Raw genomic sequence first — 22,182 nt, 5'->3', positions numbered from 1 at the left:
AAGGGGGCGCGACCTGGGAGTTACTCGATCTCCGGCCATGCTAATCCGCCGCCCCGGCAGCGGGCGGCGGACAGCCGTGCGGGGCCGGGGCGGACCTGCCGGGGGTTCACGAACAGACGGTGCCGTCCGCCGGGACCCTGCCGTCCAGCAGGTAACCGTCCACGGCCTTCTGCACGCAGGTGCTGCCGCCGTTGTACGCGCCGTGCCCCTGGCCCTTGTACGTGAGCTCGACCCCGACCCCCTTGCCGAGTTCGGTGGCCATCGCCTTGGCGCCGGCGTACGGCGTCGCCGGGTCTCCGGTGTTCCCGATGACCAGGATGGGAGCGGACCCCGGGGCGCTGACGTCCGGGGTGGCCCAGGCGCCCGCGACGGGCCAGCCCGTGCAGGACATCAGCCCCCAGCCCAGGTAGTCGCCGAAGACCGGGGAGGCCTTGCGGAACTCGGGGAGCGCCGCCCTCGTCTGTTCCGGGGTGAAGCGCTGCTCGGAGTCGGCGCAGTTGATGGCCGCGTTGGCGGCGTTCGAGTTGTCGTAGTGACCGTTCTCGGTACGGCCGTTCAGCGAGTCGGCGAGCGCGAGCAGCAGACCGCCGTTGTCACCGTCCGCCTCGTCGAGTCCCTGTTCGAGCAGTGGCCAGGTCTCCTTGGAATACAGAGCCGACGCGATGCCCGTGGTGGCCTGGGTCTGCGTCAGCTCCCTCTCCCCGAGGCCCGGGACGGGCGACTTCTCCAGGTCGGCGAGGAGCGCGGCGATCCAGTCCTGGACCTCCGCGGCCGAGGATCCGGGGAGCTTGCAGTCGTCGCGTTCGGCGCAGTCGGCGGTGAAGTTGTCCAGGGCGAGCTGGAACCCCCGGGCCTGGCCGATCGAGGACTGCTTCGCGTCCTGGGTCGGGTCCACCACGGCGTCCAGGACGGCCCGGCCGACGTTCTTCGGGTACAGGTGGGCGTAGACGCCGCCCAGTTCGGTGCCGTAGGAGATCCCGAAGTAGTTCAGCTTCTTGTCGCCGAGCACCTGGCGCAGGAGGTCCATGTCCCGGGCGGCGTTGGCCGTGCCGACGTAGGGCAGTTCGTCCCCGGAGTTCTTCTCGCAGTCGGCGATGTAGGACTTCAGGTCCTCGACGAAGGCCTTCTCCTCCTTCGCGTCGTCCGGGGTGCCGTCCCTCTCGTAGCGGGCGTCGAGTTGCTGGTCGTCCGAGCATGCGACGCCCTCGCTGCGGCCGACCCCGCGCGGATCGAAGCTCACCAGGTCGTAGCGGGTACGGAGGGCGTCGTACGCGGTGCCGAAGGACGGCAGCGTGGCGACACCCGAGGCGCCCGGCCCGCCGAAGTTGAACACGAGGGAACCGAGCCGCCGGTCCTTGTCCCTGGCGGTGGCGCGGATCAGCGCCAGCTCGATGGTCCTGCCGCCCGGATGTGCGTAGTCGAGCGGTACGTCCATGAAGGAGCACTCCCACGACGCCCCGCCCGGGAGCGGGGACGGAGCCGTGCCGCTGCCCTGCGCCTCGCTCGGCGCCGGGCAGGGCTGCCAGTCGGGCTTCTGGGAGGTCAGCTTCTCCGCCGTCGCCGTGGGGGCCGCGGTCGACGCGGCGGAGGGCACCGACCGGTCCAGACTCCCGCCGTCGTCGTCCGAACAGGCGGCCAGGGGCAGCAGCACCACGGTGGTGGCGACGAGGGCAGCGGAACGCACGGCGGGGGAAGTCCTCATAGCCCCCATCGTGCGGCGGGGGGCGGGCAACCGCGCGGGGCGCGGTCCATGCGGGTGGCCCGCCCCTTCCCCCGTCGCCGGGCCGGACCCGGCTAGAGCTCGCCCTTGCGGGTCAGCTGGTTGAAGCAGATCCAGCCCGGGAGCACCGGCAGCCACAACGTCATCACGCGGTAGAGCAGCACCGCCGGCGCCGCGACCTCCTTCGGCAGGCCGACGGCGATCAGGCCCAGGGTCAGGGCCCCCTCGACGGCCCCCATACCGCCCGGGGTGGGGGCCGCCGAACCGAGGGCGTTGCCCGCGAGGAAGACCACCGCGATACTGGCGTAGCTGAGCTGCGGGACGTCGGGGCCGCTGAACGCGCGGATCGACGCGTCCAGGCAGAGCACGAAGAGGCCGGTCAGCAGCAGCATTCCGCCGATGCCCGTGACCAGCTTCTGCGGGCGCTGCACGACATCGAGCATGCGCGGGACGACGCCGGCGAACAGCGACCGGACGCGCGTCACGACGAACTTCCGCAGGAACGGGATCGCCGTCACCACCAGCACGAGCACGGCGACGGTCAGCAGCCCCGCGATCACCGTCCTCGAGGGGGTGAGCGAGTCCGGGGTCTTCTCCGTACCCGTCAGGTAGCCGAACAGGGCGAGCAGCAGGATGTGGCAGCCCAGCCCGAACAGCTGGGAGGCGCCGACACTGGCGACGGCGAGTCCCGGGCGCACCCCGGCGCGCTGGAGGAAGCGCGTGTTGAGTGCCACCCCGCCGACCGCGGCCGGAGCGACGATCTTCACGAAGGACCCCGCCACCTGGGCCAGCACGGTTCTGCCGAACGGAACCCGCTCGGGCACGAAGCCGAGCAGGCTCATGGCCGCCGCGACATAACTCAGGGCGGAGAAGCCCAGGGCCGCCGCGACCCAGCCCCACTCCGCCTGCTCCACGACCGTGCCGAAATCGGCCTCGGTGACCTGGGAGATCAGGAAGTACGCGGCGATCGAGCCGGCGATGAAGCTGAACAGTGTCCGCGGCTTGATGCGCTCCAGCCTGACCGGCTCCACGGGCGCCTGCGGGCGGATCAGCAGCACCTGGCGCCGGATCTGGGCGAGCATGTCCTCCTCGCGCGCCTCGTCCAGGGCGTCGTCTATCGCCCGCTTCTCGGCCTGCTTCTCCGTGCGCAGCGACTTGCGGGCCGCCTTGCGGTCGCCGGCCGGCCCCTCGTGCTCCTGCGCCCTGGCCTGCTTGGCCGCCTGGGACGCCTCCAGCACCGCGTCCCGCTCGCGCTGCGAACGCTCCCGGGCGAGGCGGCGCAGCGTCGCACGGGTGGAGCGGCTGAGGGCGATCGGCTGGAGCAGCGGCAGGCAGTCGGCGACGGCGTCGGGCCCCAGGACGGCGAGCGCCCCGGCGACGGCCCGTTCGGCGCCCACCCGCAGGCCGGTGGTGGTGAGCAGCTGGGCGACGTCCATGCGCAGGACCAGGTCACCGGCCGCGATCTCGCCGCCCCGCAGATCCGTGACGAACACGGTGCCGGGACGATCCACGAGGATCGCGTCCCCCGTGAGCCTGCGGTGGGCGATCCGGCGCGACTGGAGCGCCTTCACCTGACGCCACGCGCCGCGTACCAGGTCGTCGGTGATCTCCTCGTCCGCCATCGCGTCCAGCGAGTGCCCGCCGATGTGCTCGTAGACGAGCATCACGGCGTCGGGACCGAGCTCGGAGGTGGCGATGAGCTTGGGCGCGTTGGCCCCGGCGGCGATCGCCGCGTACGCGAGGAGAGCCTCCTGTTCCAGTGCCTGGCGCAGCGACTGGATGGAGCGGCGCTGGGTGATGCTGCGCAGGGTGAGCCTGCGCCACACGCGGTAGAAGAAGCCCTGCGCCTGCTGCTCCCGGTCGACGACCGTCACGTCCAGCGGTGGCCCGTCCTCCAGTGTGACGAGGTAGCGGCGGCCCCGGTCGCTCTGGTCGATGTTGTCGGGGGTGTCCTCCGCCTCCGTCCGCATCGCAGCCACCGGACGGAACCCGACGTGGCGCAGACCGGCCATGAGGTGCTGGCCGGTCGGACGGACGTTCGGCGAGCCGACGGCGTACAGGGTGCCGTACGCCACCGTCCAGCCGATCAGCACCGTGAGCACGATCGAGAACGGCGTGGTGTAGCCCCCGACCAGCATGGCGAAGGCGTCCAGGAGCAGCACCACCCACAGGACGACCCGCCAGCGCGGTCTGCGCGCCATCCCGACGGCCGTCATGTAGGCGATGACGGGCGCGAGGTACCCGTGTACCGGATCGGTGAGGGCGTCACCGGGCTGGGGCTGGGTCAGCGCCTCGCGGATGGTGCCGGGCGCCGACCTGGCGACCCAGAGGTCGGTGGCCAGGGTGACCCCGTGGGCGAGCACGGCGGCGAGCACGCCGTCCGCGATGCGCAGCCCGTCACGTTTGACGAGGCGCTCGATGGCGAAGGCCACGGGCACGAGGAGTACGGCGATGCTCGACACCAGGCCGGCGAGCTTGATCAGCAGGTCCGGCGCCTGGTCCGTGCCCTTGGAGATGTCGTCCTCGAGGCCGGTGGTGGTCCCCTGGGCGAAGGCGGCGACGGCGAAGAGCAGGACGATCGCCAGGACGCCGACGAGCAGCCGCAACAGGTCGGAGGGGCGGTGCACCCGGGCGGGGAGCAGCGGTTCGTCGCCTGACACGCGGTCCGTCAGAGTGGCGTCGGCCGACGCCAGGGTCGAGCCGGTGAGCGTCTCGGGAGCCTTCCGGAGGTCGGCGCCACCGGACGGACCGGGGCCGGGCTCCGCATCGGGGCGCGGCTCCGCGTCGGAGCCCTCCGAGGCGCCGGGGCGCGGCTCAGCATCAGGGGCGTCCGCCGCCTTCGGTGGCTGCACGCCCTGCTCCTTCGTCGCCTCTGATTGGTCTTCGTGTTCTCGTATCACCGGTCACCGCCCGCACGATGGTGGCACGGCGTGCAGACAGAGGGGGGCATGAGGGGGCATTGCACGGGCGCGCGAAGCGCAACATACGCTTTTTCGCCCCCGCCCGCCTGCCGTGTGACCAGGGTTACACCGAACCGGCACGCCTGTCGGTGGCGTACGGCAGGATGTGTCGGATGAGCAAGAACCGGACACCCGGAGCCTCCGTCGGTGCCGTGCCCTCCGGGTCCTCCGAGCCCCCGGCGTCCGCCGCGCCCGCCGCGTCCCGAGCGCCCGTCGTCGCCGAGCTGCCCGCGTACGCGGAGCGGGTCCTGGACGTCGCCGACCTGATCCCGCCCGGTCGCGTCATGACCTACGGAGACGTCGCCGAATGGCTCGGTGACGGCGGGCCCAGGCAGGTGGGCAGGGCCATGGCGCTGTACGGCTCCGCGGTGCCGTGGTGGCGTGTGGTGCGGGCCGACGGGGCACTCCTGCCGGGACACGAGCAGCGCGCCCTGGGCCACTACCAGGAGGAGGGCACTCCGCTGCGCCCGGCCCCGCGGAGTGCGGAGGGGCACCTCCCGCGCCTCGACATGAAGCGGGCCAGGTGGGACGGCATCGACGGGGCCGGTGTTCCGGGCGGGGCCGGTGATCCGGACGGGGGCGAGGAAACTCACATGTGACAGCTTCGGCCATCGTGTCCCGCCGCGACAGGCGCCGGGCCGGTAGGAGGGCGCCCGCCCGCTCCGGAGGCGCACACGTGACGAGGGACGCAGCCACCTCGCCGCATTCCGCCCCGGCACCGGCGTAGCGTCGTTCACGCGCACGGCTCCGCTCATCGTGGCCGGCAGCGCATCCAGGCACCGCACAGACCGAGTACACCCACCAGGACCGGCGATCCACGTGAGCTCCTCCTCCACCACCCGGCACAGCCCGCACCGTCAGGCACGGCGGCGGGCCCCGGGCGCGTACCGGCTGGTGCGCACCCCCCCGGGTTCGGTGGGCCCCCCTCTTCTGGACGCGGCCCAACGTGCGGTGGTCGACCACCGGGACGGGCCGCTGCTCGTCCTCGCGGGACCGGGCACCGGCAAGACCACGACACTCGTCGAGACGGTGGCACGGCGCGTGGCCGCGGGGACCGACCCCGCCCGGATCCTGGTCCTCACCTTCAGCCGCAAGGCCGCCGTGGAGCTGCGCGACCGTATGGCGTCACGGCTGGGCGGCACCCGGGGCCCGCAGGCCACCACCTTCCACTCGTACTGCTACGCCCTGGTCCGCGCCCACCAGGACGCGGACCTGTTCGCCGATCCGCTGCGCCTGCTCTCCGGACCGGAGCAGGACGTCACCGTCCGCGAGCTGCTCGCCGGTCAGCTCGGTCTGGAGAAGGCAGGGCTCGCCCATGTGCGCTGGCCCGACGAACTGCGGGCCTGCCTGACCACCCGGGGTTTCGCCGACGAGGTACGCGCGGTGCTGGCCCGCAGCCGTGAACTGGGCCTCGGCCCCGACGCCCTCGCCGCCTTCGCCCGCCGCACCGGCCGCCCGGACTGGAACGCCGCCGCCCAGTTCCTCGCCGAGTACCTCGACATCCTCGACGCCCAAGGCGTCCTGGACTACGCCGAACTGGTCCACCGGGCGGTCCTGCTCGCCGAGCGGCCGGAGGTGGCGGCCGAGCTCGCCCGCAGTTACGACCTGGTCCTCGTCGACGAATACCAGGACACGGACCCGGCCCAGGTGCGCCTGCTGCACGCCTTGGCGGGCAACCGGGGGAGCGGTGTCCCGGGTGCCGGCGGCGGCCGGACGCTGATCGCCTTCGGCGACCCGGACCAGTCGATCTACGCCTTCCGGGGCGCCGACGTGAACGGCATCCTCGACTTCCCGGACGCGTTCCGCCGGGCCGACGGGGCGCCCGCCCCCGTCGGTGTCCTCACCACCTCCCGCCGGTCCGGCGCGACGCTGCTCGCCGCCACGCGGCTGCTGACCCGCCGGATGCCGCTCACACGCTTGCCGTCGGACAAGGTGCGCGCGCACCGCGAGCTGTCGGCCGTGCGCGAGGGCGGCACGGTGGAGACGTACACCTATCCGACCGCCTCCACGGAGCTGGAGAACATCGCCGACCTGCTGCGGCGCGCGCACCTCGAGGACGGGGTGCCGTGGAAGGACATGGCGGTCCTGGTGCGTGCCGGAGGCCGTTCCATCCCTTCCGTGCGCCGGGCTCTTACCTCTGCGGGCGTCCCCCTGGAGGTGGACGGCGACGACCTCCCCCTGCGCCACGAACCCGCGGTGGCCCCGCTGCTGACCGCTCTGCGCACGGTCGCCACGGCGGCGCTGGGCGGCGCGGGCGGCGCCGTGGCGGAGCGGCGGCCGGTGGGCGAGGCCGACGCCGAGCGGCCGGCCGGTGAGGCCGACGCCGGAAGTGACACGGTCCCGGGAGCGCTCCACGCCGGGGCGGAGGACGGCGCCGGACCCGACGCGGCTCCCGGGCAGTCGCCTGCGGAGGACGACGAAACGGCTCCCGGGCCGTCGCCTGCGGAGGACGAAACGGCGCGCGGCCTGCTCGACACCGAGACGGCCCTCGCCCTGCTCACCTCCCCGCTCGGTTCCATGGACGCCGCCGATCTCCGCCGTCTCGGCCGGGCACTGCGCGACGAGGAGCGGGCCGCCGGCAACCGCGTACCGCCCCCGTCAGGAGAGCTGCTCGCACGGGCGCTCGCCGAGCCCGAACGGCTCGCCACACACGATCCGGCGTACGCCCGGGGGGCCCAGCGCCTCGGCGCGCTCCTGCGCAAGGCCCGCGAACTCCTCGAGGGCGGCGGCACGGCGGAGGAGGCCCTCTGGGCGCTGTGGAACGGCACCCCCTGGCCGGGCCGGCTCGAGCGGGCCGCCCTGCGCGGCGGCGTGAGCGGCCGGAACGCCGACCGGGACCTCGACGCCGTCTGCGCCTTGTTCGACACCGCGGCGAGAGCCGAGGAACGCACCGGGGGACGGGGAGCGCTCAACTTCCTGGAAGAGGTCGACGCCCAGGACATCGCCGCCGACACCCTCTCCCGGCGTGCCGTGCGACCCGACGCCGTGCGTCTGATGACCGCGCACCGGTCCAAGGGACTGGAGTGGCGGCTGGTCGTCGTCGCAGGCGTGCAGGAGGGACTCTGGCCCGACCTGCGCCGGCGGGGCTCGCTCCTCGAGGCGGACCGGATCGGGCGCGACGGACTGGCGGAACCGCTTACCCCCGGGGCGCTCCTCGCCGAGGAACGCCGCCTCTTCTACGTCGCCGCGACCCGCGCCCGTGAGCGGCTCGTCGTCACCGCGGTCAAGGCGCCCGCCGACGACGGCGACCAGCCGTCCCGCTTCCTCACCGAACTCGGTGCCGAACCCCGGGACGTCACCGGCAGGCCCCGCCGCCCCCTCGCGGTCGCCTCGCTCGTCGCCGAGCTCCGGGCGACGACCGTCGACCCCCGGGCCTCCGACGCTCTGCGCGACGCCGCGGCCCAGCGGCTCGCACGGCTCGCGGCGCTCACCGACGACGAGGGCCGGCCGCTCGTCCCGGCCGCCCATCCCTACCGCTGGTGGGGGCTGAACGAGCCCACCCGCTCCGAGGTCCCGCTGCGTGACCGCGACCGTCCCGTCGCGCTCTCCGGGAGCGCGCTCGACCAGCTCGCCAACACCTGCGCCCTCCAGTGGTTCCTGGGCCGCGAAGTGAAGGCGGACGCCCCGGCGACGGCAGCACAGGGCTTCGGCAACGTGGTGCACGTCCTGGCCGACGAGGTGGCGTCCGGACGTACCGCCGCCGATCTGGACGTCCTGATGGAACGCCTGGACTCCGTGTGGAACGGCCTGGTCTTCGACGCACCCTGGAAGTCCGGCCAGGAGAAGGACCAGGCGCGAGCCGCCCTCGAACGCTTCCTGCGCTGGCACGTCATGGACCGCGGCGGCCGTACGCCCGCCGCCAGTGAGCACGACTTCGACGTGACGCTCGACGCGGGCGAGTACGAGGTGCGCATCCGCGGCTCCATGGACCGGGTCGAACAGGACGCCGAGGGCCGGGCCTACGTCGTCGACTTCAAGACCGGGAAGGCGGCCCCGACGAAGGACGAGGTCGCCGCCCACCCCCAGCTCGCCGTGTACCAGCTGGCCGTCAGGGAAGGCGCCGTCGACGACGTGTTCGACGGCCGCCGCCCCGAAGCCGGTGGCGCCGAGCTCGTACAGCTGCGCCAGCCCGCGCCGAAGAAGGAGGGTGGCGACGCCTTCCCCAGGGTGCAGGCCCAGGAACCCCTCTCCGGCGAGTGGGTCTCCGACCTCCTGGCGACGGCGGCCGGCCGTGTCCTGGACGAACGGTTCACTCCCACGACCGGCCAGCACTGCACCCACTGCGCCTTCCGGGCCTCGTGCAGCGCGCAGCCCGAGGGCCGCCAGATCATCGAATGACCTCCGGGGCGGCGACCGGCGGGGAGGGCGTTGTCGGTCTCTCCGGTTAGCCTTTCTGGAGTGTCCACCCGTATCACCGATCCCGAGCAGCTCAAGGAGCTCCTCGGGGTCCCCTTCACCCCGGAGCAGACGGCCTGCATCACCGCGCCGCCGGCCCCGCAGGTGATCGTGGCCGGAGCCGGCTCGGGAAAGACCACGGTGATGGCCGCCCGGGTGGTGTGGCTGGTGGGTACCGGCCAGGTGGCCCCCGAGCAGGTCCTCGGCCTGACCTTCACCAACAAGGCGGCGGGTGAGCTCGCCGAACGCGTCCGCAAGGCCCTCGTCCGGGCCGGGGTCACCGATCCGGACGTCATCGACCCGGACAACCCGCCGGGCGAGCCCAGCATCTCGACGTACCACGCCTTCGCCGGCCGGCTCCTCACCGACCACGGCCTGCGGATCGGGCTGGAACCCACGACCCGCCTCCTCGCCGACGCCACCCGCCACCAGCTCGCCGCCCGGGTGCTGCGGGAGGCGCCCGGCCCCTACCCCGCCCTGACCCGGTCCTTCCCCACCCTGGTCAGTGACCTGCTCGCCCTGGACGCCGAGCTCTCCGAACACCTCGTACGCCCCGAGCGGCTCGCCGCGTACGACACCGAGCTGCTCGCCGCGCTGGAGACGGCACGGCTCACCAACGCCGAGCTGCGCAAGATCCCCGAGGCGGCCGCGGCCCGCCGCGAGCTCCTCGAACTGACCCGGCGCTACCGGGACGCCAAACGCAGCCGCGACCTCCTCGACTTCGGCGACCAGATCGCGCTCTCCGCCGAGCTCGCCCTCACCCGGCCCGAGGTCGGCGTCGTCCTGCGGGACGAATTCCGGGTCGTCCTGCTCGACGAGTACCAGGACACCTCCGTGGCCCAGCGGCTCCTGCTCGCCGCCCTCTTCGGCGGGGAGGGCGGGGCCACGACCGGTCACGCCGTCACCGCCGTCGGCGACCCCTGCCAGGCGATCTACGGCTGGCGCGGAGCCTCCGTCGCCAACCTCGACGACTTCCCGCTCCACTTCCCGCACGCCGACGGCACCCCGGCGACCCGCTACTCCCTCAGCGAGAACCGCCGCAGCGGAGGCCGCCTCCTCCACCTCGCCAACGCTCTCGCCGGCCCACTGCGCGCCATGCACGAGGGCGTCGAGGCCCTGCGCCCCGCCCCCGGCGCGGAGCGCGACGGCACGGTCCGATGCGCCCTCCTGCGTACGCACGCCGAGGAGATCGACTGGCTCGCCGACTCCCTCGCGCACCTGGTGGGGACGGGCACGGCCCCCGGGGAGATCGCCGTCCTGTGCCGTACCGCCGGGGACTTCCCGCGCATCCAGGCAGCCCTCGTCGCTCGTGACATCCCCGTCGAGGTCGTCGGCCTGGCCGGACTGCTGCACCTCCCGGAGGTCGCCGATCTCGTCGCGGTCTGCGAAGTCCTCCAGGATCCGGGGGCCAACGCCTCGCTGGTCCGGCTGCTCACGGGCCCGCGCTGGCGCATCGGCCCCAGGGACCTCGCCCTCCTCGGCCGCCGCGCACGCCTCCTGGTGCACCGCTCGTCCCCCGGCGGCGAGGACATCGACCCGGACATCCGTCTGGCCGAGGCCGTGGAGGGCATCGACCCCGCGGAGGTGATCTCGCTCGCCGACGCCCTCGACACGTTCCTGGAGGCCGGAGGGGCGGAGGACGACGGGCTGCCGTTCTCCGCCGAGGCCCGTGTCCGTTTCGCACGCCTGGCCACCGAGCTCCGCGACCTGCGCCGCGCGCTGGCCGACCCCCTCATGGACGTGCTGCACCGCGTGCTCTCCACCACCGGTCTCGAGGTCGAACTCTCCGCGTCGCCGCACGCCCTGGCCGCACGCCGCCGCGAGACCCTCGCCAACTTCCTGGATGTCGCGGCCGGCTTCGCCGCAGTGGACGGGGAGGCCTCGCTGCTGGCCTTCCTCGGCTTCCTGCGCACCGCCGCGCAGTACGAGAAGGGCCTGGACAACGCCCTGCCCGGCGGCGAGAACACCGTCAAGGTCCTCACCGCCCACAAGTCCAAGGGCCTGGAGTGGGACGTCGTCGCCGTGCCCGGACTGGTCACCGGCCAGTTCCCCAGCGGGCAGTCCCGGGACGCCTGGACCTCGCAGTCCAAGGTCCTGCCGCACGCCCTGCGCGGCGACGCGGCCACCCTCCCGGTCGTCCCCTCCTGGGACGCCAAGGGCCTGAAGGCCTTCAAGGAGGAGATGAAGGAGCATCAGCACACCGAGGAGCTCCGCCTCGGCTACGTCACCTTCACCCGCCCCCGGAGCCTTCTCCTGGGCTCCGGCCACTGGTGGGGGCCGTCCCAGAAGAAGGCCCGCGGCCCGTCCGCCTTTCTGGAGGCGCTGTACGGGCACTGCGCGGCCGGGTACGGCGAGATCGAGGTCTGGGCCGACGAACCCGCGGAGGACGAGGAGAATCCCGCACTCCAGGAGCGGGACGCCGACCAGGCCTGGCCGCTCCCCCTGGACGGCACGGCCATGGCCCGCCGCCGGGCCGCCAGGGACACGGTGCTGGCCCACCTGGAGGCCCTGGCCGCCACCCCCGTACCTGACGTGTACGCCGGGCCCTCCCCGTACGACGACGAGGCGCCGTACGGGGAGGAGGACGCGCCGTACGACGAGGAGGACGCGCCGTACGACGACCCGTTCCCGGACGGTGACCCGCATGCGGACACCCCTGTCCCCGCTGCGGGGGAGGCCGCTCGGCACATCCCCGCCGCCCGCGCCCCCGTGGACCCGGACGCCGGCACGCACCTGCGTCCGGACGCCGAAGCGGAGGCCGGCCTGACCCCGGAGGAAGCCCGCGCACTCGCCTCCTGGGACCGTGATCTCGACGCCCTCGCCGGGGAGCTGCGCCGTGCCCGCGCGGGTGTGCGCGACGTCCTCGTACCCGCCTCGCTCTCCGCCACCCAGCTGCTGCACCTGGCCGCCGACCCCGACGGCTTCGCTCGCGAGCTCGCCCGCCCCATGCCCAGGGCCCCACAGCCCGCGGCCCGCCGCGGAACCCGTTTCCACGCGTGGGTGGAGTCCCGCTTCGAGGAGCTGCCGCTGCCCATGCTCGGCCCGGACGAGCTCCCCGGAGGTGGCGAGGACGACGCGGAGATCGCCGACGAACGCGATCTCGCCGAGCTCAAGGAGGCCTTCGAGCGTACGGAGTACGCCCGGCGTACCCCGTACCGCGTCGAGACCCCGTTCCAGATCGTCCTCGCGGGCCGGCTGATCCGCGGCCGGATCGACGCGGTGTACCGCACCGGGGACACGTACGAGATCGTCGACTGGAAGACCACCCGGCACCGCACGGCCGACCCGCTCCAGCTCGCCGTCTACCGGCTGGCCTGGTCCGAGCTGCACGGCCTGCCCCTGGACTCGGTGACGGCGACCTTCCTGTACGTGCGCACCGGGGAGACCGTCCGCCCCACCGCCCTGCCCGGCCGGGCGGAGCTGGAACAGCTCCTGCTGGACGAGCCACCTCCGCGGGGCCGATAGGCTCAGGAGCATGAGCGACACCCCGGACAATGCCGTCCGTACGTACACCGAGCAGCACCGCGCGGCCTTTCTCGAGGACCTTGCCGAGTGGCTGCGCATCCCGTCCGTATCCGCTCAGCCGGAGCACGACGGGGACGTACGGCGCAGCGCCGAGTGGCTGTCCGCCAAGCTCGCGGAGACCGGCTTCCCGGTCACCGAGATCTGGGAGACGCCCGGCGCCCCCGCGGTGTTCGCCGAATGGCCGTCCGACGACCCGGACGCACCGGTCGTGCTCGTCTACGGCCATCACGACGTACAGCCGGCGGCCCGCGAGGACGGCTGGCACACCGACCCGTTCGAACCGGTGATCCGCGACGGCAGGATGTACGGACGCGGCGCGGCCGACGACAAGGGCCAGGTGTTCTTCCACACACTGGGTGTCCGGGCCCACCTCGCCGCGACCGGCCGCACCACTCCCGCCGTGCACCTCAAACTCCTCGTCGAGGGCGAGGAGGAGTCCGGTTCCCCGAACTTCCGGGCGCTGGCCGAGCAGCGGGCCTCCCGGCTCGCCGCGGACGTCGTGGTCGTCTCCGACACCGGCATGTGGGACGAGAACACCCCCAGCGTCTGCACCGGCATGCGGGGCCTCGCGGAGTGCGAGATCGAGCTGTACGGCCCCGACCAGGACATCCACTCCGGGTCCTTCGGCGGCGCGGTACCCAACCCCGCGACCGCCCTCGCCCGCCTCGTCGCGGCGCTCCACGACGCCGAGGGCCGGGTGGCGGTCCCCGGTTTCTACGACGGCGTGGCCGAACTGACCGACACCGAGCGCGCCCTCTTCGCCGAACTGCCCTTCGACGAGGACGCCTGGCTGCGCACCGCCGCCTCCCACGCCACGGCGGGGGAGGCCGGCTTCACCACTCTGGAGCGCGTCTGGGCCCGCCCCACCGCCGAGGTCAACGGAATCGGTGGTGGCTATCAGGGCGCGGGCAGCAAGACCGTCATCCCCTCCTCGGCCCTGGTGAAGCTGAGCTTCAGGCTCGTCGCCGGCCAGGACCCGGCCCACGTCCAGAAGCTGGTCCGCACCTGGGCCGAGGACCGGATCCCGGCCGGCATCCGCCACCGCATCACCTTCTCGCCCGCCACCCGCCCCTGCCTGACCCCGCTCGACCACCCCGCGCTCCAGGCGGCGGCCCGGGCCATGGGACGCGCGTTCGGGCAGAAGATCCTGTTCACCCGGGAGGGCGGGTCGGGTCCTGCCGCCGACCTGCAGGACGTGCTCGGCGCACCCGTGCTCTTCCTGGGCATCTCCGTGCCGTCCGACGGCTGGCACGGTCCCGACGAGAAGGTCGAGCTCGACCTCCTCCTCAAGGGCGTGGAGACCAGCGCCCACCTGTGGGGCGAGCTGGCCGCGGCACCCCGCTGAATCCTCTGAACACCCGATCCATCCCCGGGGGAGTAGGAAGCACCTGTGAGCACCTTCGACAACGCCAGCGCAGACCGCCCGATCGGTCTCACCGCGCCCAGCGGCATCGACCGCGCCGCGCACCACCGGCTCGACGAGGCCTGGCTCGCCGCAGCCTGGAGCCACCCGACGACCAGGGTCTTCGTCGTCTCCGGCGGTCAGGCGCTCATCGACGACACCCCCGACGGCGGCACCGAGCTCGTCATGACGCCGTCCTTCGAGGCGCCGCTCACCGAGACCCACCGCTACTTCCTCGGCACGGACGAGGACGGCGTCCGCTACTTCGCACTCCAGAAGGACTCCCTCCCGGGCCGCATGGACCAGTCCGCGCGCCCCGCCGGGCTGCGCGAGGCCGGACTCCTCCTCGGCGCACGTGATGCCGGGCTCATGGTGCACGCCGTCGCCCTGGAGAACTGGCAGCGGCTGCACCGCTTCTGCTCCCGCTGCGGAGATCGCACGGTCATCGCGGCGGCCGGCCACATCCGCCGCTGCCAGGCCTGCGGCGCCGAGCACTACCCGCGGACCGACCCGGCGGTGATCATGCTGGTCACCGACGACCAGGACCGGGCACTCCTGGGGCGTCAGGTGCACTGGCCGGAGGGCCGCTTCTCGACGCTCGCCGGTTTCGTGGAACCCGGGGAGTCGATCGAGCAGTCCGTGGCTCGTGAGGTGTTCGAGGAGGCGGGGATCACGGTCGGTGAGGTCGAGTACATCGCCAGCCAGCCCTGGCCGTTCCCCTCCAGCCTGATGCTCGGCTTCATGGCTCGCGCCACCTCCTCGGAGATCGAGGTGGACGGCGAGGAGATCGAGGAGGCCCGGTGGTTCTCCCGCGAGGAACTCACGGAGGCCTTCGAGTCGGGTGCGGTCCTGCCGCCGTTCGGCGTCTCGATCGCCGCCCGCCTCATCGAGCTCTGGTACGGCAAGCCGCTCCCGAGGCCGGGCAACGCCGGCTGAGCGTCCGTGCAAGGAGAAGGCCCCCGCCTCGGCGGGGGCCTTCTCCTTGCACGGACGCGGCGTGGAGCCGGTCAGGCGCCGATCTTCTGCTTGACCTGGGCCAGCGAGGGGTTGGTCAGCGTCGAGCCGTCGGGAAAGAGCACAGTCGGAACCGTCTGGTTTCCGCCATTCGCCTTCTCGACGAAGGCTGCCGACTCCGGGTCCTGCTCGATGTTGACCTCGGTGTACGCGATGCCTTCGCGGTCCATCTGACCCTTGAGCCGGCGGCAGTAGCCGCACCACGTGGTGCTGTACATCGTCACAGTGCCCGGCATGTCGTCGGCGCTCCTTTGTCTCGTCCGTCTTGCTGAGAAGAGCGGAACAGCACGGCTCGCGCACTGTCCCGCATGCAGGGGAACGTACGGGAGCCGATCGCCATTCCCGTCACCGCCTCCTGACCGCCCCACCGGTATGACGAACGGCACCCCCTGTGGACAACCTCCGCGCCAGCCCCTTGCGACCTGGCAGCATGGCAGGGTGACAGCAGCAACGCACTCCACCCTTTTCCCGCAGGTCCCCGACTCCCCGGACGCTGTGCTGGACGGGCTCGACCCGGAGCAGCGCGAGGTCGCCGTGGCTCTCGGCGGTCCTGTGTGTGTCCTGGCCGGAGCCGGTACGGGCAAGACGCGGGCGATCACCCATCGCATCGCGTACGGAGTGCGTGCCGGAATCCTCCAGCCGTCCACCGTCCTGGCCGTCACCTTCACCAACCGGGCGGCGGGCGAGATGCGGGGCCGGCTCCGCCAGCTCGGCGCGACCGGCGTGCAGGCCCGGACGTTCCACTCCGCGGCCCTGCGCCAGCTGCAGTACTTCTGGCCGAAAGCAGTCGGTGGCGAGCTGCCCCGGTTGCTGGAGCGCAAGGTCCAGCTGGTCGCCGAGGCGGCGGCCCGCTGCGGGATCCGCCTCGACCGCAACGAACTGCGCGACGTCACGAGCGAGATCGAGTGGGCCAAGGTGACACAGACGGTGCCCGCCGACTATCCGGCCGCGGTCGCGAAGACCCAGCGGGACGCACCGCGCGACCCGGCCGAGCTCTCCCAGATCTACGGGACGTACGAGCAGCTGAAGCGCGACCGCTCGGTGATCGACTTCGAGGACGTACTGCTCCTCACCGTCGGCATCCTCCAGGACCGGCACGACATCGCCGACCACGTGCGCCGCCAGTACCAGCACTTCGTCGTCGACGAGTACCAGGACGTCAGCCCGCTCCAGCAGCGGCTCCTCGATCTCTGGCTCGGCGACCGGGACAGTCTCTGCGTCGTCGGCGACGTCGGCCAGACGATCTACTCCTTCACCGGTGCCACCCCCGACCACCTGCTGAATTTCCGCACCCGCCATCCGAACGCGACGGTGGTCAAGCTGGTGCGGGACTACCGCTCCACACCGCAGGTCGTCCATCTGGCCAACGGCCTGCTGAGCCAGGCCCGGGGGAGGGCGGCCGAGCATCGGCTCGAACTGATCTCACAGCGAGCCAAGGGGCCCGAACCCACCTACACGGAATACCCGGACGAGCCGGCGGAGGCCGAGGGGACCGCCCGCCGGATCCGCGATCTGATCGCCGCCGGGGTGCCGGCCGGTGAGATCGCCGTGCTGTACCGGGTCAACTCCCAGTCCGAGGTCTACGAGCAGGCACTCGCGGACGCTGGCGTGCCGTACCAGCTGCGCGGTGCCGAGCGCTTCTTCGACCGAGCTGAGGTGCGGGAGGCGGGCGTCGCCCTGCGCGGGGCCGCTCGCGCGGGGAGCAACGACTCCCTGCTCGACGGCGCCGACGACCTGGCTTCCGAGGTGCGCGCCGTCCTCTCCACCAAGGGGTGGAGGTCCAAGCCGCCCGCCGGGTCCGGCGCGGTGCGGGACCGCTGGGAGTCACTCGCTGCCCTGGTGCGGCTGGCCGAGGACTTCGAGCAGGCCAGGCCTGGGGCGACGCTCTCCGATCTGGTGGCCGAGCTCGACGAACGCGCCGCCGCCCAGCACGCCCCCACCGTCCAGGGCGTCACGCTCGCCTCACTCCACTCGGCCAAGGGACTGGAATGGGACGCCACGTTCCTGGTGGGTCTCACCGAGGGCATGATGCCGATCGCCTACGCCAAGACGGACGAGCAGGTCGAGGAGGAGCGCAGGCTGCTGTACGTCGGAGTCACCCGGGCCCGCTTCCACCTGTCGCTCTCGTGGGCGCTGTCCCGCTCGCCGGGCGGTCGTGGGGGACGCCGGCCGACCCGCTTCCTGAACGGGCTGCGCCCCGGTTCCGCACCCGGTGCGAGAGGCGGGTCCGGAGGAAGCGGAGGCATCGACCGCGGCCCGGGTGCGGGCGCGGGGGTCGCGGGGGCCGAAGCGGCGGCTCAGCCGCGGCGGCGCGGACCCGTCCGGTGCAGGGTGTGCGGCAGGACGCTCACCGAAGCGGGCGAGATGAAGCTGATGCGCTGCGAGGACTGCCCCTCGGACATGGACGAGGCGCTGTACGAGCGGCTGCGGCAGTGGCGTGCGGAGAGGGCTGCGGAGATCAGCCAGCCCGCCTACTGCGTGTTCACCGACAAGACGCTGATGGCGATCGCGGAGGCCGTGCCGAGCACCGAGCGGGAACTCGTCGTCATCCCTGGCGTCGGCAACCGGAAGCTGACCCGGTTCGGAGCCGATGTCCTGACCATCTGCGCAGGCAGGCCCGTGGATGAGGCATCGGGGGAGGGCGACGGCGGCGTGTGAGAAGAACTCGTCGAAAAAATAGTTTGCGCGGGCAGCAGTCATCACCATAGGTTCTTAACCACGGGAACAGCGACTTCTCTGAAGCCCTGACTCCGTGCTGTACTTATCCGATTACCGCAGGACCGGCCCGGCCGGATCTGCCGAGACGCCGAGAGGAGGCGATTGAAGTGATCAACATCATCAGCACCAGCAAAATGACCGATCCCTCGGTCGTCTCCGCATGCTCGCTCGGCAGCCTCACCTGCTCTTCGGAACTCTCGCTCCGTGGCACCGGTATGTCCGGCATCTCCGCCGTCAGCCCGCTGTCCCTCGCGAGCCTGCCCGTTCGGGAGCGTAATGAGCGACCGACCGAGGCACCGGCGGCAGCAGTAGCGAAGGGACAGGCCCAGGCCTATGCCTTTGCGGCAGCCGGTGCCGGAGCCGAGCAGACGACGACGCATCACACGATGTGGGCCTTCCGTGGGCCTGAACCCTGGAGTGATCCAGCCTGATTCGATCAGGCCGGCGCCTTCAGGGCCGCGGAACCCCACTCGGGATCCGCGGCCCTTTTGTTTTGTCCGAACGGATGAGACGAGACGAAGGGCCTCGGGACAGCAGGACCTGGTACCAGCCGCCAACCGGCCAACAGGCCGGCACGACCAGACGAGGACAACACCACCGTGCAACTCGAGACGCACGCCCCGTCCGTACCGCCTTCCGACACGATCTCCCCGCCCGGCCTCACGGAGGACTCCACCTTGATCCCCCTCACCGCGCTCACCGCGCTCGACGACGCCATCGACAACCTCGGCGTGCCCGTCCCCTGCCGTTCCTACGACCCGGAGGTCTTCTTCGCCGAGTCGCCGGCCGATGTCGAGTACGCCAAGTCCCTCTGCCGGACCTGCCCGCTCGTCGAGGCCTGCCTCGCCGGCGCCAAGGAGCGGCGGGAGCCGTGGGGCGTCTGGGGCGGCGAGCTCTTCGTCCAGGGCGTGGTCGTCGCCCGCAAGCGTCCGCGTGGGCGCCCCCGCAAGAACCCGGTCGCGGCGTGACCGCCGGCCTGGGGGCCATGTCCCCCGCACGCGTCGGAACCATCGATCGTCCCCACACCCATGACCCCCGGAACCAGGCACCAATGATCACCCCCACGAGGGAGCCCGTCGGCTCCGCGACCCCGGACGTCACCATCATCGGCGCGAACGACTCGCGTCAGAACAGGACCCGCGAAATGCAACTCATCCCAGAAGCCCTGGCACGTGCGCATATGCACGACCGCCTGAGGGAAGCCGAGGTGGACCGCCAGGCAGTGCGCCTGGTGGCCGCCCGGCGGATGCAGCGCCGGGCCGAGCGCGCGTCGATGCGCGCTCGCCGAGCGCTCGCCATGGCGGTCATGCACTGACCGTTCGTCAGTGCCGCGCAACAACCGGCCGGGGCAACCGCTCTGCTCCGTACAGCCACCCACCCTCCCGCGGGACCGGTCCGAACGGACCGGCCCCGCGGTGCGTTGTGTGGTGCGACCCGGTACGGGCGGAGTTATCGTCACCAGGTGGACGAGGAGAGGCGCGAACCGGCGAAGCCGGCTGCCGAACACGTGACCTGTGCCCGCTGCGGCAGCACCGCAGACGGTGGGACGGCGCCGCCGACCTGGGTCTTCTCCGTGGAGAACGGCAGGCGGCAGTATCTCTGCGACGCGTGCTCCCGCGCGCATATCAGGTCCATCGAGGGCCGCCTCGACTCCGCCTGGTGGTGACGGCGGCCGGCAAGCACCGGCCGGGTCCCCTCAGGTGCCGGGCGAGGGGGAAGCCGACGGGAGGCCTCAGGCCCTGACGGGTGCTTCCCTCCCGGCGCCGTCTCCCTCGTCCTCCGGCTCTTCCTGCCCCTCGTCCTCCGGCCTGTCCTCCGGCTCGCATTCGAGAGCGAACCCCGGCAGCCAGGCCTCCAGCTCCTCCCGCAGCCGAACCGTCGCGCCCAACTGGCACAGGACCCCGATGGTGCTCAGAGTGACCCGGTGTATCAGCAGGTAGGACGGGGGCAGGTTCATCTGCTTGCCCAGCTGATGTGCGGGCGACCGCGGATCAGCTATCCGGGCCGCCTGACTGCGCAGCCACGAGCGGGTGAAGGTGAACTCGTCCACCTGCGCCGGTTCGATGATCGGGAGCAGATAGTCCAGCACGGCCTCCGGTGCGAGCTCGATCGACTCCTTGACGAAGCCATCCTCGCGGAGCATCGCGTACACAGCGTCGGCGTCACCGTCCAGCGTCATCCGCAGGCAGTCGCCTATGGTCTGCGGAAGGCCACCCGGCAGGTGGTCCACCGTGCCGAAGTCCAGTACTCCCAGGCGCCATCGGTCCACGTCCCCGTCGGAGCCCTCGGCGTCACCGGCTCCGGCTTCAGCGGCAACGCGGGCGCCTGCGTCGCCGTCGGTTCCGGTGCTCGGGGGAGGCAGCAGGCGAAAGTTACCCGGGTGCGGGTCGGCGTGCAGCAGACCGGTGCGCGCGGGCCCGGAGAAGAGGAAACGCGCCAGCAGCTGGCCTGCCCTGTCCCGCTGGGCGGGCGTGCCGTCGGAGATCACCTCCGACAGAGGTATTCCGTCGATCCACTCCGTCACGAGCACCTGCTCGGACTGGTGCACCACGCCGGGGATCACGACGTCCGGGTCGTCCTCGAACTCGGCGGAGTGCTCCTGCTGTGCCTGGGCCTCCAGGGCGTAGTCCAGCTCCTCCGAGACCCGGTCCCGCAGCTCGGTGATGAGTGGCTTGATGTCCATTCCGGGTATCAGGGGACCGAGCAGCCGCGCGAACCGGCTGAGTTGGGTCAGGTCGGACAGCAACGCCTCACCGGCGCCCGGATACTGCACCTTCACGGCGACGTCCCGGCCGTCGTGCCACACCGCGCGGTGGACCTGTCCGATCGACGCGGCGGCGGAGGGCCGGTCCTCGAAGCTGAGGAAGAGGTCACGCCAGTCGGGACCGAGCCGCTCGGCCAGGACTCCGTGGACGGTACGGGTCGGCATGGGCGGTGCCGCTTCCTGCAGCTTCGTCAGCGCCGCCCGGTAGGGACCCGCGACATCCTCGGGCAGTGCGGACTCGAATACGGACAGGGCCTGTCCGAGCTTCATCGCACCCCCCTTCAACTCACCGAGCACTTTGAAGAGTTGATCCGCGGTGCGCTGCTGGACCTCGCGGGCGACGAGCTCCGCCGACCTGCCGCCGATGCGCTTGCCCAGCCCCCACGTGGCACGGCCGGCGAAGCCCAGCGGCAGCGCGGCCAGCTTCGCGGTACGGGTGACCGCCTTCCGGGGAAGATCAGACATGTGCCCCTCCAGTTCCCGGACTGCCGTGCCGGTGAGTATGCGGTCCTGCTCCGTCTGCGGCGGTCACCCGGCCATTGTGTCCTGCGGGGCGCCGCCTGCGGAGGTGAGCTCCACCTCAGTGTGCCCGGCGGCACCGCAGGAGCAGTCGCGGTGGGGGCCCAGGCGCTCCGATCGCCAGTCCAGCACGGGCATCGCGGCCTCCCACCGGCTGCCCGTGCTGGCGGGGAGATCTCCGTCCAGGAAGGACAAGGCGTGGGCGGCCGCAAGACCTGCCACCGCTGTCGCCAGCCCCAGATCGCACGCCGGTACGCAGGTCCGCCGGCCGGACCGCCACTGGGCCAGCATGCGTGGCCACTGCGGGTCCAGCTCGGCGCGGTTCAGTGCCAGACAGCCGGCGCAGCCGGTGCCGCCCGGCAGCACCAAGGGGCCGACCACTCCGGTGGCTTCGATCACACCCGCGAAGAGGTGCGGTGTACCCGAGGCGACCCACTGCGCCGCCGAATCCGGGTCGGGGGCGTAGGCCGACAGGCCGTCCCGTGGAGCCACCACGACCAGGGACAGAGCGGGTTCGCCGCCGGCTGCCGAACCGTCCGCCCCGGCCCGGGGAGGGCTGCCGACCGCGGATCGGCGGACCAGCTGCCGGGCCGCCGTGTCACGCCGCTCCCCGATCGCCGCCGCCGGGAGTCCGCCCGGTGCGACGTCCCAGGGTTCGGCGCGGCCACCGTCGAGGACTTCGACCCGGCCCACTCCGGCCCCGGACAGCACCGCTGCGATTGCCGCGCCGACCCGGCCCGCCCCCCGCACCTGGACCCGCGTGGCGCGGCGGGCGGCGAGTCTGCGCAGAGCCCCGCCGGGCGCCGGGTGGACCACGGAGAGTGACGCAGCGTCGGGGCGCTGCCGCTCCAGGGTCTCGGCGCGCCGACGTAACGTGTCGGCTTCCGGACCGCCTCCTGTGGGGTCGTCGAGCAACCCGGCCTCCGTGAGCCGCGACACGAGGACGTCGACGTGCCGGTCCGACAGATCCAGTGCCCGGGCTTCTTCGCGGAGCAGCGGCAAACCGCGTGTTCCGTCCAGCAGTTCCAGAAAGCTTCCGGTGGCGATATCCATCGGTCCCAACGTCACGGCATGCGCGGGTGTCACACCGAATTGCACGGTGTTCCGTCCACGCCAGGCCCGGCGCAGCGCCGGCTTCAACATCGGATGCATGACTTGTCCCCCA

General features: G+C 72.4%; 15 protein-coding genes. 10 read left to right on the top strand and 5 right to left on the bottom strand.

Annotated features, from left to right (window positions below; genetic code table 11):
• Positions 1-106: 106 nt before the first annotated feature.
• Both QFZ58_RS12930 and QFZ58_RS12925 read right to left on the bottom strand, forming a co-directional pair.
• Entirely contained in the window at positions 107-1,702 is a 1,596-nt protein-coding gene (locus QFZ58_RS12930; RefSeq protein ID WP_307125068.1) for an alpha/beta hydrolase, read from the bottom strand.
• A gap of 92 nt (positions 1,703-1,794) precedes the next feature.
• On the bottom strand, positions 1,795-4,572 hold the full coding sequence (locus QFZ58_RS12925; protein WP_307125067.1) for a lysylphosphatidylglycerol synthase domain-containing protein: 2,778 nt from the start codon (positions 4,570-4,572) through the stop codon (positions 1,795-1,797).
• Positions 4,573-4,793: 221 nt separating this feature from the next.
• On the opposite strand from QFZ58_RS12925, the gene QFZ58_RS12920 reads away from it, so the two are divergent.
• The 5 genes from QFZ58_RS12920 (at position 4,794) to nudC (ending at position 14,938) form a co-directional block, all read left to right on the top strand.
• Positions 4,794-5,279: an MGMT family protein gene (locus QFZ58_RS12920; RefSeq protein WP_307125066.1), complete on the top strand. Its 486-nt coding sequence runs from the start codon at positions 4,794-4,796 to the stop codon at positions 5,277-5,279.
• Between the two features lie 220 nt (positions 5,280-5,499).
• Complete coding sequence (locus tag QFZ58_RS12915) at positions 5,500-9,018, top strand: ATP-dependent DNA helicase (RefSeq protein WP_307125065.1); 3,519 nt, start codon at positions 5,500-5,502, stop codon at positions 9,016-9,018.
• Positions 9,019-9,078: 60 nt separating this feature from the next.
• Positions 9,079-12,540 (top strand): ATP-dependent DNA helicase, encoded by a 3,462-nt coding sequence (locus tag QFZ58_RS12910; RefSeq protein ID WP_307125064.1) that lies wholly within the window; start codon positions 9,079-9,081, stop codon positions 12,538-12,540.
• 10 nt (positions 12,541-12,550) lie between these two features.
• Positions 12,551-13,945 carry a dipeptidase gene (locus QFZ58_RS12905; RefSeq protein ID WP_307125063.1) on the top strand — a complete coding sequence of 465 codons (1,395 nt, stop codon included), beginning with the start codon at positions 12,551-12,553 and terminating at the stop codon, positions 13,943-13,945.
• 45 nt (positions 13,946-13,990) lie between these two features.
• Positions 13,991-14,938, top strand: a complete 948-nt coding sequence (gene nudC, locus QFZ58_RS12900) for an NAD(+) diphosphatase (protein WP_307125062.1) — start codon at positions 13,991-13,993, stop codon at positions 14,936-14,938.
• 71 nt (positions 14,939-15,009) lie between these two features.
• Here the strand turns inward: nudC and QFZ58_RS12895 are convergent, their stop codons facing one another.
• A complete protein-coding gene (locus QFZ58_RS12895; RefSeq protein ID WP_014048208.1) occupies positions 15,010-15,252 on the bottom strand; it encodes a mycoredoxin in 243 nt (80 codons plus the stop codon).
• Positions 15,253-15,454: 202 nt separating this feature from the next.
• Between QFZ58_RS12895 and QFZ58_RS12890 the strand changes: the two genes are divergently transcribed.
• The 5 genes from QFZ58_RS12890 to QFZ58_RS12870 all read left to right on the top strand — a co-directional run bounded on the left by QFZ58_RS12890 (position 15,455) and on the right by QFZ58_RS12870 (position 19,400).
• Complete coding sequence (locus QFZ58_RS12890; protein WP_307125061.1) at positions 15,455-17,674, top strand: ATP-dependent DNA helicase UvrD2; 2,220 nt, start codon at positions 15,455-15,457, stop codon at positions 17,672-17,674.
• 167 nt (positions 17,675-17,841) lie between these two features.
• Positions 17,842-18,165 (top strand): hypothetical protein, encoded by a 324-nt coding sequence (locus tag QFZ58_RS12885; RefSeq protein ID WP_307125060.1) that lies wholly within the window; start codon positions 17,842-17,844, stop codon positions 18,163-18,165.
• A 168-nt stretch (positions 18,166-18,333) separates the two neighbouring features.
• A complete protein-coding gene (locus tag QFZ58_RS12880; protein WP_307125059.1) occupies positions 18,334-18,702 on the top strand; it encodes a WhiB family transcriptional regulator in 369 nt (122 codons plus the stop codon).
• A gap of 17 nt (positions 18,703-18,719) precedes the next feature.
• Positions 18,720-19,049 carry a hypothetical protein gene (locus QFZ58_RS12875; RefSeq protein ID WP_307128847.1) on the top strand — a complete coding sequence of 110 codons (330 nt, stop codon included), beginning with the start codon at positions 18,720-18,722 and terminating at the stop codon, positions 19,047-19,049.
• Between the two features lie 147 nt (positions 19,050-19,196).
• Positions 19,197-19,400: a hypothetical protein gene (locus QFZ58_RS12870; RefSeq protein WP_307125058.1), complete on the top strand. Its 204-nt coding sequence runs from the start codon at positions 19,197-19,199 to the stop codon at positions 19,398-19,400.
• Positions 19,401-19,466: 66 nt separating this feature from the next.
• Here the strand turns inward: QFZ58_RS12870 and QFZ58_RS12865 are convergent, their stop codons facing one another.
• Positions 19,467-20,963 (bottom strand): AarF/ABC1/UbiB kinase family protein, encoded by a 1,497-nt coding sequence (locus QFZ58_RS12865; protein ID WP_307125057.1) that lies wholly within the window; start codon positions 20,961-20,963, stop codon positions 19,467-19,469.
• Positions 20,964-21,026: 63 nt separating this feature from the next.
• Positions 21,027-22,169: a ThiF family adenylyltransferase gene (locus QFZ58_RS12860; RefSeq protein ID WP_307125056.1), complete on the bottom strand. Its 1,143-nt coding sequence runs from the start codon at positions 22,167-22,169 to the stop codon at positions 21,027-21,029.
• Positions 22,170-22,182 lie beyond the last annotated feature (13 nt).

The sequence above is a fragment of the Streptomyces sp. B1I3 genome (assembly GCF_030816615.1).
Classification (GTDB): Bacteria; Actinomycetota; Actinomycetes; order Streptomycetales; family Streptomycetaceae; genus Streptomyces.
This window is presented reverse-complemented; position numbering and strand designations above follow the sequence as displayed.

What these genes read in the sequence shown, in the direction of transcription:
- QFZ58_RS12930 (WP_307125068.1), bottom strand. Translation starts at nt 1,702, where the DNA reads ATGAGGACTTCCCCCGCCGTGCGTTCCGCTGCCCTCGTCGCCACCACC.
- QFZ58_RS12920 (WP_307125066.1), top strand. Translation starts at nt 4,794, where the DNA reads ATGAGCAAGAACCGGACACCCGGAGCCTCCGTCGGTGCCGTGCCCTCC.
- QFZ58_RS12905 (WP_307125063.1), top strand. Translation starts at nt 12,551, where the DNA reads ATGAGCGACACCCCGGACAATGCCGTCCGTACGTACACCGAGCAGCAC.
- QFZ58_RS12895 (WP_014048208.1), bottom strand. Translation starts at nt 15,252, where the DNA reads ATGCCGGGCACTGTGACGATGTACAGCACCACGTGGTGCGGCTACTGC.
- QFZ58_RS12875 (WP_307128847.1), top strand. Translation starts at nt 18,720, where the DNA reads ATGTCCCCCGCACGCGTCGGAACCATCGATCGTCCCCACACCCATGAC.
- QFZ58_RS12865 (WP_307125057.1), bottom strand. Translation starts at nt 20,963, where the DNA reads ATGTCTGATCTTCCCCGGAAGGCGGTCACCCGTACCGCGAAGCTGGCC.
- QFZ58_RS12860 (WP_307125056.1), bottom strand. Translation starts at nt 22,169, where the DNA reads ATGCATCCGATGTTGAAGCCGGCGCTGCGCCGGGCCTGGCGTGGACGG.